The sequence below is a fragment of the Pseudomonas sp. 2hn genome, assembly GCF_019646095.1.
Classification (GTDB): Bacteria; Pseudomonadota; Gammaproteobacteria; order Pseudomonadales; family Pseudomonadaceae; genus Aquipseudomonas; species Aquipseudomonas peradeniyensis.
On the sequence record NZ_CP081016.1, the window covers coordinates 4,897,810 to 4,909,810 of the forward strand.

The 12,001-nt window shown below is 61.2% G+C and carries 9 protein-coding genes; 4 read left to right on the forward strand and 5 right to left on the reverse strand.

All coding sequences use genetic code 11. The features are described 5' to 3' along the window. Positions 1 to 2: 2 nt before the first annotated feature. The 4 genes from cyoB to hmpA all read right to left on the reverse strand — a co-directional run bounded on the left by cyoB (position 3) and on the right by hmpA (position 5,730). Positions 3 to 2,021, reverse strand: a complete 2,019-nt coding sequence (cyoB, locus tag K2O50_RS22090) for a cytochrome o ubiquinol oxidase subunit I (RefSeq protein ID WP_050703798.1) — start codon at positions 2,019 to 2,021, stop codon at positions 3 to 5. Positions 2,022 to 2,024: 3 nt separating this feature from the next. After that, the gene (cyoA, locus tag K2O50_RS22095) at positions 2,025 to 2,969 is read right to left on the reverse strand and encodes a ubiquinol oxidase subunit II (protein WP_028689802.1); all 945 of its coding nucleotides are present in this window, start codon (positions 2,967 to 2,969) and stop codon (positions 2,025 to 2,027) included. A 559-nt stretch (positions 2,970 to 3,528) separates the two neighbouring features. Beyond that, complete coding sequence (locus K2O50_RS22100; RefSeq protein WP_050703797.1) at positions 3,529 to 4,035, reverse strand: disulfide bond formation protein B; 507 nt, start codon at positions 4,033 to 4,035, stop codon at positions 3,529 to 3,531. 516 nt (positions 4,036 to 4,551) lie between these two features. Beyond that, on the reverse strand, positions 4,552 to 5,730 hold the full coding sequence (gene hmpA / locus K2O50_RS22105) for an NO-inducible flavohemoprotein (protein ID WP_050703796.1): 1,179 nt from the start codon (positions 5,728 to 5,730) through the stop codon (positions 4,552 to 4,554). Positions 5,731 to 5,884: 154 nt separating this feature from the next. Here hmpA and norR point away from each other — a divergent pair, with 154 nt between their 5' ends. Both norR and K2O50_RS22115 read left to right on the forward strand, forming a co-directional pair. Further along, a complete protein-coding gene (norR, locus tag K2O50_RS22110; protein WP_050703795.1) occupies positions 5,885 to 7,435 on the forward strand; it encodes a nitric oxide reductase transcriptional regulator NorR in 1,551 nt (516 codons plus the stop codon). A 240-nt stretch (positions 7,436 to 7,675) separates the two neighbouring features. Beyond that, positions 7,676 to 8,575 (forward strand): chemotaxis protein, encoded by a 900-nt coding sequence (locus tag K2O50_RS22115; protein ID WP_050703794.1) that lies wholly within the window; start codon positions 7,676 to 7,678, stop codon positions 8,573 to 8,575. A gap of 381 nt (positions 8,576 to 8,956) precedes the next feature. On the opposite strand, the gene K2O50_RS22120 is transcribed toward K2O50_RS22115, so the two are convergent. Then, positions 8,957 to 10,684 carry an anti-phage dCTP deaminase gene (locus K2O50_RS22120; RefSeq protein WP_082337631.1) on the reverse strand — a complete coding sequence of 576 codons (1,728 nt, stop codon included), beginning with the start codon at positions 10,682 to 10,684 and terminating at the stop codon, positions 8,957 to 8,959. A 182-nt stretch (positions 10,685 to 10,866) separates the two neighbouring features. Here K2O50_RS22120 and K2O50_RS22125 point away from each other — a divergent pair, with 182 nt between their 5' ends. Together K2O50_RS22125 and K2O50_RS22130 are read left to right on the forward strand one after the other, a co-directional pair. Continuing rightward, entirely contained in the window at positions 10,867 to 11,172 is a 306-nt protein-coding gene (locus tag K2O50_RS22125; RefSeq protein WP_050703793.1) for a hypothetical protein, read from the forward strand. Continuing rightward, positions 11,169 to 11,903, forward strand: coding sequence for a YkgJ family cysteine cluster protein (locus K2O50_RS22130; RefSeq protein ID WP_050703792.1), 735 nt, complete (start codon positions 11,169 to 11,171; stop codon positions 11,901 to 11,903). Before K2O50_RS22125 ends, K2O50_RS22130 begins: the two co-directional genes overlap by 4 nt. The last annotated feature ends 98 nt before the right edge of the window (positions 11,904 to 12,001 follow it).

Here is a 12,001-nt window from a genome sequence, read left to right on the forward strand (position 1 = left end):
GATTACACCCGTTCAAACGATTCGACACGTGCGCCGGCAGGCAGAGCACCTGCTTTGGCCAGCGCTTTCATGCGCTCGCCTTCGATGCGCGCCACTTCTTCGGCCGGAACCATGTAGCCCTGGTCGTCACGCGCGGCGTGGCGAACGAAGACAGCGATGGTTGCAACCAGGCTCGCGCCCACCAGCCACCAGATGTGCCAGATGAAGGCGAAACCGAACACGGTCAGCAGCAGACCCATGAACAGACCGGTGGAGGTGTTGCTCGGCATGTGGATCGCTTCGTACTTGGCAGGGGCCTTGTACGCAGCGCCGGCTTGCTTGGCTTCGTGCCAGGCGTCCAGGCCAACATGCTCAGGCATGTGCGCGAAGTTGTAGAACGGAGGTGGCGACGAAGTCGACCATTCCAGGGTACGGCCGCCCCATGGGTCGCCGGTGACGTCCATGTTGTCCTTGCGGTCGCGAACCGAGACGTAGATCTGGATCAGCTGGCAAGCGATACCGAACAGGATCAGCACGGCGCCGACCACGGCTACGTACAGGTAGGGTTCCCACAGCGGGTTGTCGGAGTGGTTCAGACGACGGGTCATGCCCATGAAGCCCAGGGCGTACAGCGGCATGAACGCTACGTAGAAGCCGGAGATCCAGAACCAGAAGGCAGCCTTGCCCCACTTCTCGTTCAGGGTGAAACCGAAGGCTTTCGGGAACCAGAAGGCGAAGCCGGCGATGTAGCCGAATACCGCGCCACCGATGATCACGTTGTGGAAGTGGGCGATCACGAACAAGCTGTTGTGCAGAACGAAGTCGGCACCTGGAACAGCCAGCAGAACGCCGGTCATGCCACCGATGGAGAAGGTGACCATGAAGCCCAGGGTCCACATGATCGGCGCGGTGAAGCGCAGACGGCCCTGGTAGATGGTGAACAGCCAGTTGAACAGCTTCACACCGGTCGGAATGGAGATCAGCATCGTCGCCAGGCCGAAGAAGGTGTTGACGCTGGCGCCGGCACCCATGGTGAAGAAGTGGTGCAGCCAGACCGCAAAGCCCAGGATGGCGATCGCGCCCGAGGCGTAGATCATCGAGTGGTGACCGAACAGGCGCTTGCCTGCGAAGGTCGAGGTGACTTCCGAGAACACGCCGAAGGCCGGCAGGATCAGGATGTAGACCTCAGGGTGACCCCATGCCCAGAACAGGTTGACGTACATCATCGGGTTCCCACCAAGCTCGTTGGTGAAGATGTGGAAGTCCAGATAACGGTCAACGGTCAGCAGGGCGAGTGCGGCGGTCAGGATCGGGAAGGAAGCGACGATCAGCACGTTGGCCCAGGTGCAGGTCCAGGTGAAGATCGGCATGTCCATCAGCTTCATGCCAGGGGCGCGCATCTTCATCACGGTGACGAGGAAGTTCACGCCTGTCAGTGTCGTACCCAAGCCTGAGAGCTGTAGCGCCCAGATGTAGTAGTCGACACCCACCCCAGGGCTGTACTGGATACCCGCAAGCGGCGGATAGGCAACCCAGCCGGTCTTGGCGAATTCACCAACGCCCAGCGAGATGTTGACCAGCAGCACGCCTGCCAGCAGCAGGTAGAAGCTCAGGGAGTTCAGGAACGGGAAGGCAACGTCACGCGCACCGATCTGCAGAGGAACAGCGAGGTTCATCAGGCCGGTGAAGAACGGCATCGCCATGAAGATGATCATGATCACACCGTGGGCGGTGAAGATCTGGTCATAGTGTTCAGGCGGCAGGTAGCCTTCGGAGCCACCGGTGGCGGCAGCCAGCTGGGTACGCATCATGATGGCGTCGGCGAAGCCGCGCAGCAGCATGACCATAGCGACGATGATGTACATCACGCCGATCTTCTTGTGGTCGACCGTGGTCAGCCACTCGGTCCACAAGTAGGTCCACTTGCGGAAATAGGTGATGGCACCAACGACAGCGATACCACCGAGCGCGATCATGGCAAGCGTCACCATGACTATCGGCTCGTGATACGGTATCGCCTCCAGAGTTAATTTACCGAACATCTCTTACTCCTCTGCACCGGCAGCTGGTTGCATACTCGATTCCACACCCTTGGTGGTGGCCAGGTCTTTGCTGCCTGCTTCTTCGTGGTTCGGACGACCGCGGTTCATGCCTTCGTACTTGTCGACGATGCGCTGGAACTGGTCAGCCGGAGCCTCGCTGTACAGCGCGACTGGGTTGTTTTCGCTAGCTTTGGCCAAGGCGTCATATTCGGCCTGGTCCAGTTTCTTCGGCGATGCCTTCACTTCAGCGACCCATGCATCGAAGTCAGCTTGCGAAGTGGCGACAGCCTTGAATTTCATACCGGTGAAGCCGGCGCCGCTGTAGTTGGCGGAGATACCGTCAAACACACCGTTCTCGTTGGCGATCAGGTGCAGTTTGGTGGTCATGCCGGCCATGGCGTAGATCTGGCCGCCCAGACCCGGGATGAAGAAGGAGTTCATCACGGCATCGGAGGTGACACGGAAGTTGACCGGGGTGTTGGCCGGGAAGACGATCTTGTTGACCGTGGCGATGCCCTGCTCCGGGTAGATGAACAGCCACTTCCAGTCCAGCGCGACCACGTCGATCTGCACCGGCTTCACATCGGAATCCAGTGGACGGTACGGGTCCAGCTTGTGGGTGGAGTGGTAGGTGAAGTAACCCAGGGCGATGATGATCAGGATCGGGATGATCCACACCGCGGCCTCGATCTTGGTCGAGTGCGACCAGTCGGGGGTGTAGGTGGCGGCCTTGTTGGAAGCACGGTACTTCCAGGCGAACGCCAGGGTCATGATGATCACGGGCACGACCACCAGCAGCATCAGGCCGGTGGCGATCAGGATCAGGTTCTTCTGCTCAATGCCGACCTGGCCCTTCGGGTCGAGCAGGGTCCAGTTGCACCCACTGAGTAAAAGCATGCCTAAAAAGGGCAATATGCCAAACAGTCTGGGGTAACGCTTTTTACTCATCTCACGACCTCTAGATCAGCTTGCTTCAATGCAATTTGTGTTTTGGTAGCCAACACTTCGTCCTGCCAAGTGCGGCAATTGGCGCCCGTACTCGCCCCTGCCAGGGATCCGACTGCAGGATCTAGGCGTCAAGCGGGTGTGCGGTGCTTATGGTTTCGTAGGCAACAGGCCTGTACTTCAGACCAAGTCCATTTGGTGCGGAAAACGCGGAGGGGGGTCCGCCCGGTATCGCCGTTGGGCGAAACTTGACGAAGTCAGCAAATGGAAAGCGCTGCGGCTTCCATCAATCCTGCGACTTGCAAGCAGTGCCGAACGGAAATTGGGGGCGATTGTAGATAGGTCGTTCAACGATGACTATGACTTATTGAGCAACAGTCTTTTACAGAATGCGTAACAATGCTGGTCAAAAAATCAACTTCGCGACAGTTTGTCGCACCCCTTCCAGTAGCCCTGAAACCCTTGCCGCGCAAGGGCTGGTGGCTGACCTGGATCAATCGTGCGGTGCGCACTGCGGCTTATCTCGCCGCGCAATAGACCCAGGTCAATTCGGGACTTTGGTCTAACCGCGACGGCGGTTTCGGTAGATCCCCAGGGGCACCAGCACCGCCGTCAGGACGAACGCCACCAGCGCCCATTGCGCCAGCGACAGGCCGAGGATCGGCGGGTACGGGGTGGAGCAGAAACCGTCGACCTGGAACGCCAGCGGCCACAGCTTGGCCAGCGGCAGGTCATCGACGATGGGCTGCAGGGTGTCGATGCCGCAGCTGACCATCGGGTTGGCGAGTATATACACATGGTTGCCCGCCGCAACGATCCCGCCGATGGCGCTGAGCACCACCAGCGCCTCGAAGAAGGTCAGGCTGCGGCGCCCGGGCATGGCCGCGGCGATGAAGGCGAAGATCGCGATGAACAGCAGGGCATAGCGCTGCAGGATGCACAGCGGGCACGGCGCCTCGCCCAGCACCACCTGCATGTACAGGGCGCCACCGATCAGCGCCAGGCAGATCACGCCGAGGAGCACCAGAAAGCGCCGTTCCCGATTCAGGCGCGATGAGAGTTCGTTCATTGCCGATTCCTTCGATGGAGAGTGGCAGCGCGGGCTGCCCGAGGGGCGCCCAGTCTACACGCTGGAGATGACCTTTGAATGCATCGAGGAGGGGCGTGCGCGGCTATCCATTGATGACCTAGGACCGAGCGGGTCGGTTTCGGTTCACTGGCCGACATGAAAAATGCGCCAGCCCGAGCGCCGGACAGAGGCAGGCCCCTCGACACCCGGGAGTGAAGGATACAGTGATTAAAGGAGGATTAAAGATGAACGCGGGTGTAGAGGCGTTCATCTCTTTCTATATAGAGAAGGGATAGGCCCAATCGCTGCGGTTCGGCGCTCGGCCACGCCGATAGCGCCGAATGTCATCGTCCGTTTCGTTCTCGATTACCCACAGCCGGGAGCATCCGGGTGCCGTCGGCGCGACAGAACGCCGAACCGCAGCGATTGGGATGAATCGCGGGGCAAGCCCGCTCCCACGCCAGCACCACCTGGTTCAACGTGGGAGCAGGCTTGCCCCGCGATGGGCTCAGCGTTTCACTCCAACGCCGCCGCCGGCCCGAAGAACTCGTAACGGCTCTGCCCTTCCGGCACACCCAGGCCCTTGAGCTGGCGCTTGATCGCGGCCATGAAGCCCTTCGGCCCGAGGAAGTAGGCATCGATGTCACGCTCACGCGGCAGCCACTCGCCCAGCAGCGCCTGGTCCAGCAGGCCCACGGCGTCGGCGGCCTGGCTGCCATCGTCCTCGGCGTAGCAATAGAAGCGCTTGAGCTGCGGATGACGCGCCGCCAGGCCGTCGATCCAGTCGCGGAACGCATGCACCGCGCCATTGCGCGCACAGTGGATGAAGTGCACCGGACGCTCGGTCTTGAGCGCCGCCTCGAGCATCGCCAGGGTCGGGGTAATGCCCACGCCGCCACTGATCAGCACCAGCGGCTTGTCGCTGGCGGCCAGGGTGAAGTCACCGGACGGCGGGAACAGTTGCAGGGTGTCGCCGACCATCAACCCGTCATGCAGGTAGTTCGAGACCTTGCCGCCCGCTTCGCGCTTGACGCTGATGCGGTACTGCTCGCCGTCGCACAGGGCCGACAGCGAGTAGTTGCGGCGCTGCTCCTGGCCATCGATGAACAGCTGCAGGCCGATGTACTGGCCCGGCTCGGCCTTGAGCACCGGCTGGCCATCGACCGGGGCGAAGTAGAACGAAACGATCTCGCTGCTTTCCTGCTCGCGGCGCGCCAGGCGAAACTCGCGGGTACCGCGCCAGCCGCCGGCAGCCTGCTCCTTCTCTTTATAGAGGTTTTCTTCCGCGCCAATCAGGATGTCGGCCAGTTGGCCATAGGCGGCCGCCCAGGCGGCGATCACTTCAGGGGTGGCGATGTCCTTGCCCAGCACTTCCTCGATGGCGCGCAGCAGGCAGCTGCCGACGATCGGATAGTGTTCAGGGAGAATCTGCAGGGCCACATGCTTGTTGATGATCTGCCCGACCAGGCCGCCCAGCTGCTCGAGCCGGTCGATATGGCGGGCGTACATCAGCACGCCGTTGGCCAGGGCGCGCGGCTGGTCGCCGCTGGCCTGGTGGGCCTGGTTGAACAGCGGACGCACCTCGGGGTACTCGCTGAGCATCAGTTTGTAGAAGTGGGTGGTCAGGGCCTCGCCACCGCTTTCCAGCAGAGGGACAGTGGCCTTGATGATTGCACGTTGTTCGGCATTGAGCATTGCGACAACTCCTGAGCCTTTGGCTTCGAATGGTTGCGTAAGGCTTTTCAGCAATCGTGCCAACTTTAAACGCCAATGAAATCAAGGTCTTGAGCACATGAGTGTCATAAAGACACACTCAGGCGTATAGTCATTACGACCAACAGGAGTCCATATGACTGCAAAGCCCCTGCTCACCGCCCTCCTCCCCCTGGTCAGCGACCTCTCCTGCGACCTGCCCGACCAGGAGCGCTACCGCCGCCTGCTCGGCGCCATGCGCGGCCTGCTGCCCTGCGATGCCGCGGCGCTGCTGCGCCTGGACGGCGAGTGGCTGGTGCCGCTGGCAGTGGACGGCCTGTCGCCGGACACCCTGGGGCGGCGCTTCAAGGTCAGCGAACACCCGCGCTTCCAGATACTCCTCAGTCGCCCGGAACCGACCCGCTTCGCCAGCGACAGCCAACTACCCGACCCTTATGACGGCCTGGTCAATGCCGAGCATGTCGACCTCGAAGTCCACGACTGCATGGGCTGCCCGTTGATGGTCGACGAGCGCCCCTGGGGCCTGCTGACCCTCGACGCCCTCACCCCCGGCCAGTTCCAGAGCCTGGAGCTCGACGCCCTGCAGGCCTTCGCCAGCCTGGCCGCCGCCACGGTGACCGTGGCCGAGCGCATCGAGCACCTGGCCCTGCGCGCCGAGGACGAACACCAGCGCGCCGAGGTGTACCGCCAGGCCAGCGGCCAGGACCGCGAACTGATCGGCCAGAGCAAGGCGCACAAGCGCCTGGTCGAGGAGATTCGCCTGGTCGGCGGCAGCGACCTGACCGTGCTGATCACCGGCGAGACCGGCGTCGGCAAGGAGCTGGTGGCCCAGGCCCTGCACCGCGCCAGCCAGCGCGCCGACAAACCGCTGGTCAGCCTCAACTGCGCCGCCCTGCCCGACACCCTGGTGGAAAGCGAACTGTTCGGCCATGTGCGCGGTGCCTTCACCGGTGCCCACGGCGAACGCCGGGGCAAGTTCGAGCTGGCCAACGGCGGCACGCTGTTCCTCGACGAGGTCGGCGAGCTGCCCCTGGCAGTGCAGGCCAAATTGCTGCGGGTGCTGCAGAGCGGGCAGCTGCAGCGACTGGGCTCGGATCGCGAGCACCGGGTGGATGTGCGCCTGATCGCCGCGACCAACCGCGACCTGGCCGAGGAAGTGCGCAGTGGCCACTTCCGCGCCGACTTCTATCACCGCCTGAGCGTGTATCCACTGCAAGTCCCACCGCTGCGCGAGCGGGGTCGCGATGTGCTGCTGCTGGCCGGCTACTTCCTCGAGCAGAACCGCTCGCGCCTGGGGCTGGGCAGCCTGCGCTTGTCCACCGACGCCCAGGCCGCGCTGCTGGCCTATGGCTGGCCGGGCAACGTGCGCGAACTGGAGCACCTGATCGGCCGTTCGGCGCTCAAGGCGCTGGGGCAACACGGGCAGCGGCCGAAGATTCTCACCTTGGAAGCGGCCGACCTCGACCTGCGCAATTTGGCGCCGGCCCTACAGGTAGAAACCGAGGTGCCGTCGGTCGATGCGCCGTTGCCCGAGGGCGGGTTGCGCGAGGCGGTGGATGACTATCAGCGGCAGATCGTCGAAGCCTGCCTGAATCGTCACGGGGACAACTGGGCCGCCGCGGCGCGGGAGCTGGGGCTGGACCGGGCCAACCTGAGCCGGTTGGCCAAGCGACTGGGACTGCGCTAGCGTCAGGCCATGTGCAGCCCCTGTAGGAGCGGCCTTGTGCCGCGAAAGGGCTGCGCAGCGGCCCCAGATTCCAAGCCACCATCAAAATTGCTGGGGGCTGCTGCGCAGCCCTTTCGCGGCACAAGGCCGCTCCTACAGTTACAGCTTTGCGATGCACCGCAAATAGCAAACTAAGCTAAAGCCTGACGCCAAAAAGCCGATAACCCGGCATCCTCCCCCATTTCGAACCGAAGGTTGCCCATGGCCACGCAAAAAGCCCGCGCGGACTCGTTGTCCCTGCTGCTGTTCACCCTGCGCAGCGGCAAGCTGATGGCAATCAACCTGCTCAAGGTCAGCGAGATCATCCCCTGCCCGCCGCTGACCAAGCTGCCGGAGGCGCACCCGCACGTCAAAGGCGTCGCCACCCTGCGCGGCAACTCGCTGTCGGTGATCGACCTGTCCCGCGCCATCGGCGAAATGCCCCTGGCCGACCCGGACGGCGGCTGCCTGATCGTCACCGAGATCAGCCGCTCGCGCCAGGGCCTGCACGTGCAGGCGGTGAGTCGCATCGTCCATTGCCTGAGCACCGACATCAAGCCGCCGCCCTACGGCTCGGGCAACCGCTCGTTCATCACCGGCGTGACCCGGGTCGACAACACCCTGGTGCAGGTGCTGGATATCGAGAAGGTCATCCACGGCATCGCTCCGCCACAGCACGAGCCGCACCCGGGCGAAGTCAGCGAGGAAGACGCCAGCCTGCTGGCCGCCGCCAACATCCTGGTGGTGGACGACAGCCAGGTCGCGCTGCAGCAGTCGGTGCACACCCTGCGCAACCTCGGCATCGAATGCCATACCGCGCGCAGTGCCAAGGATGCGATCAACGTTTTACTGGAGCTGCAAGGCACCGACAGGGAGATCAACATCATCGTCTCCGACATCGAGATGTCCGAGATGGATGGCTTCGCCTTCACCCGTACCTTGCGTGAAACGCCCGATTTCCAGCACTTGTACATCCTGCTGCACACCTCGCTGGACAGTGCGATGAGCGGCGACAAGGCCAAGCTGGCGGGGGCCAATGCGATCCTGACCAAGTTCTCCTCGCCGGAGCTGACCAACTGCCTGGTGACGGCGGCGCGGGCGGTGGTGTTCGAGGAGCGCTGAAAGCCAGAGCGTGAAGAGCCATGCTAGTGTCCTGTCTCGGAAATACGTTCTCTTTTGGCGAGTGGCTTGGGTGTTCGGCCAAGGCGCCGCGACGAGTCATAGCAAGGCTATGGCGAGGAGTGGCAACGCCGGCCGGGCGCCCAAGACGCCGCCAAAAGTGAACAGCTTATTTCCGAGACAGGACACTCGTGCATGGCTCTGAGGTTTCAGCGGCTATTCGTCGACTGAGGGCGGGTCTGCGAAGCCTCCTTGAAAACAACTGGCTCTCGGTTCGGAGCCTTCACAGCCTCTCGCTTCCAGACCGGCCATTGCTGGACCTTCTCGCGGCACTCATCGAGATAACGAAGAAATTCCTCTTTACTTCCGCTCATCGGAATCACCCTACAAGTACGTTGACAAAGTATACCCGGCCATATATTCGCGATCGATATATGAGCAAGGCTGCATCTGGGTTCGCAATTTAGCATTTGCTGCCGTCCAGTCAACCGCTTGCCCATCCTCGGTCTTACGTATGACAGCGTAGCCACTACCCAGATTCATGGAAAACAGATCAAAGAAACTTCTTGGTCCAACGCCGATGAAGGCATCAAAAAATACCCCTTTACGCGAACGCTCCAGGGAAATCGAGTCCGAATGAAATTTCTGCGCTTTACTCTTTGGATAGGGCTCGACATACACCACACGATCAACACCCGCCGCGATGATGTGCTTCGCGCAGTTATGGCAAGGGTAGGTGGTGCAATACAACGTGCTATCGACCGCACTTACCCCCACCCGTGAAGATGACAACAGCGCTTCCATTTCCGCATGGACAACCCGGCCATACTCGGTGATATCTTTTATTCCGCTGTCTTTTATCAAGGGCGCCACTTCATCCCGACAATGCTCGGGCAGTGAGCGAATAATATTTTCTATTATTTCCTTTTTTTGTATAGCATTGGAATCCTCGCCTCGCTTGTAGTCCCTTCCATCCTCCTCATCCACAATTTCATGAGCATCATTCTTGCTCGGCCAGTACAGACCGCCTCCTGCCTTGGGTACATCGTTAGCCCCTGTTGCGATGATGCAATCGTGCTTGGTCAGTACAGCACCGACCTGACGCGACAGATCAGCGGACCTCAGTGACGCAGAAAAAGCCATGAACATCGCATACTCATCGAAGGTGGGGGTAACGTAGGGTTTTCCGAACAACAGATCCAGAATCCGCCAGACCTGATTCTTGAGGGCATCAAGATTGCCGTCATAGCTGACAAAGAAGTCAGACAAATGATAGGTGTCGCGGGTGTGCTGCCCGTGGGCCTCCTTTTCGTTTTCATCTCGTGAAATCAGATCCGCCGCCTGCTCCTCGGTCAATCGTAAGTCATCGAGAAGATAGCGACTTCTACGTTCATGGTCCGCATGCACCCCGATCAGGAAGAAGCCCCCGGCATAGATCTTACGTAATCGCTGCACCTCAAACGGTGTTTTCAGAGAGTTGATCAGATAGGCATTTCGACCAGGCTCCGCCTGACTCTCCTGAGCTCTCAATTGGCTGATGGCGACAGCAGCGCCCAACGCCAGTATCGAATTATCTCCAGACGCCTCCCTTAACCGATTACCTTCACACATGTACCTGTCGATACGCTCAGCGCGATCCTGGGTATCCGGAACGTTCCCGATCTTTGCAATAACATCAGTGGATATACGAATGACGTGTGAGGTATAGCGAAACGCCTTGAGCCGTTCTTCGACTATTTGGCACACCACTTTCAGGTCAGTTCCCAGTGCCCCGACAAATCCAAGAACCAACTCGGAATCCGCATAGGAATCATCCAGGAAGGACATATTCATAACTTCAGGAGCGTGCGCAAGGCTCTCCATGAGCGGCCTAGCATCGGACAGGGTTTCACCGGACTGTGACAGCATCCTTCTTACCAATTGCTCCAGTTCCTGGGATGACTCCGGCTTCCCCTGAAAACTCAGTTCACCCGTGCCCGGGTACCAAGCCATCACACCACCGCTATGGGTGCGAAACTCAAACTGGTTCGGATTAAGTTCTTTCCATGTTCCAACCTGCGCCAATATTTCCAGGCGCTCCTTCAGCTGCGCGAATGATCCCTCGAAACGCATTCCATGACCTCACCGTTGCCCGTTGGCTTTCGAATCCATACTAGCCACGAATTATCCTCTTTCCAGCGCGAGCAATGCTTGCTAATAAAGTTTCAGCCTTCCGCTAAAAACGTAGGAAAATTCGCAATTTGCGTTGCGCCAATGGGAAGGCATAATTCCCTCTCTTGTTGAGGTCATGCCCCATGCTACGTTCGATACTGCTTAGCCTTTCGTTACTAACCGTTTCCGCCCAAGCTTCGACGCCACAAGCCTGGAGCGACCAGCGCCAGCACATGCTCAAGGCCTGCCTGGCCGCCAGCCAGTTCAAGGATGCCCACGCCCTGGGCAAACCCGCCGAGTTCGACGACCAGGTCGGTTACAGCGCGCTGCTGATCGAGGGCACCTACCCCCAGAAACACATGCAGAACCGCACCGGTACCGAGCTGTGCCTCTACGACCGCCAACGCCAGCAAGCCTTCACCAGCGAATGGGAAGCCGGCAAGCGATGAGCGACAGTATTCGCTTCGCCTGCACCGGCTGCGGCAAATGCTGCACGGGCCATCATGTGCCCCTGACGCTTGCCGAGGCCCGTCAGTGGGCGGCCTCCGGCGGCCAGGTGGTGGTGCTGATCGAAGGATTCATTGCCGATGGCCCTGGCATGCCGGCGGACCAGCGCGAGCATGTGCTGCGCCGCGCGTTCCCGGTGCCCTGTGGCGCTGGGCAGTTGCACGTATCGGTCACCTTCGCCGCCTTCAACCCGGGGCGCTGCCGCAACCTTGACGACAACGACCTGTGCGGCATCTATGAAAGCCGGCCACTGGTCTGTCGCATCTACCCGGCGGAGATCAACCCGCACCTGCCGCTGCGACCGGAAAACAAGGACTGCCCGCCCGAGGCTTGGGAACAAGGGCCTGAGCTGATTCATGGCAGCCTGCCGGTGGATGAGGGACTGCGCGCCTTGATCGAGGCCTCGCGCCAGGCGGACCGCGACGATATCGCCGCCAAGGTTGCGATCTGCCAGGCGCTGGGGATGACCACCAGCGCGCTGAAGGGCAACGGGTTTACCGCGTGGTTGCCGGACATGGCAGCGTTCGCGGCGGTGCTGGGGCAGGCGCCAATGGCGGTCGATGGGCCGTGGGTGGTGCATGTGCAGGACGAAGCGCTTGCGACCGAGCTACAGGATCACCGCCTGCAGGTGACGGGCGAAGCGCCGGTCTACTACGCGTTCATCGGTTTCTAGACAGACCCTATCGCGGGGCAAGCCCGCTCCCACGCCCTGCCCCGTCGAGGCTTCGAGGCTTCGAGGCTTCGAGGCCAACATTGTGGGAGCGGGCTTGC

Excerpts from the sequence above, each read along its gene's own strand:
- K2O50_RS22100 (WP_050703797.1), bottom strand. The coding sequence starts at position 4,035 with ATGAACGAACTCTCATCGCGCCTGAATCGGGAACGGCGCTTTCTGGTG.
- K2O50_RS22130 (WP_050703792.1), top strand. The coding sequence starts at position 11,169 with ATGAGCGACAGTATTCGCTTCGCCTGCACCGGCTGCGGCAAATGCTGC.
- norR (WP_050703795.1), top strand. The coding sequence starts at position 5,885 with ATGACTGCAAAGCCCCTGCTCACCGCCCTCCTCCCCCTGGTCAGCGAC.
- K2O50_RS22115 (WP_050703794.1), top strand. The coding sequence starts at position 7,676 with ATGGCCACGCAAAAAGCCCGCGCGGACTCGTTGTCCCTGCTGCTGTTC.
- K2O50_RS22120 (WP_082337631.1), bottom strand. The coding sequence starts at position 10,684 with ATGCGTTTCGAGGGATCATTCGCGCAGCTGAAGGAGCGCCTGGAAATA.
- hmpA (WP_050703796.1), bottom strand. The coding sequence starts at position 5,730 with ATGCTCAATGCCGAACAACGTGCAATCATCAAGGCCACTGTCCCTCTG.
- cyoA (WP_028689802.1), bottom strand. The coding sequence starts at position 2,969 with ATGAGTAAAAAGCGTTACCCCAGACTGTTTGGCATATTGCCCTTTTTA.
- cyoB (WP_050703798.1), bottom strand. The coding sequence starts at position 2,021 with ATGTTCGGTAAATTAACTCTGGAGGCGATACCGTATCACGAGCCGATA.
- K2O50_RS22125 (WP_050703793.1), top strand. The coding sequence starts at position 10,867 with ATGCTACGTTCGATACTGCTTAGCCTTTCGTTACTAACCGTTTCCGCC.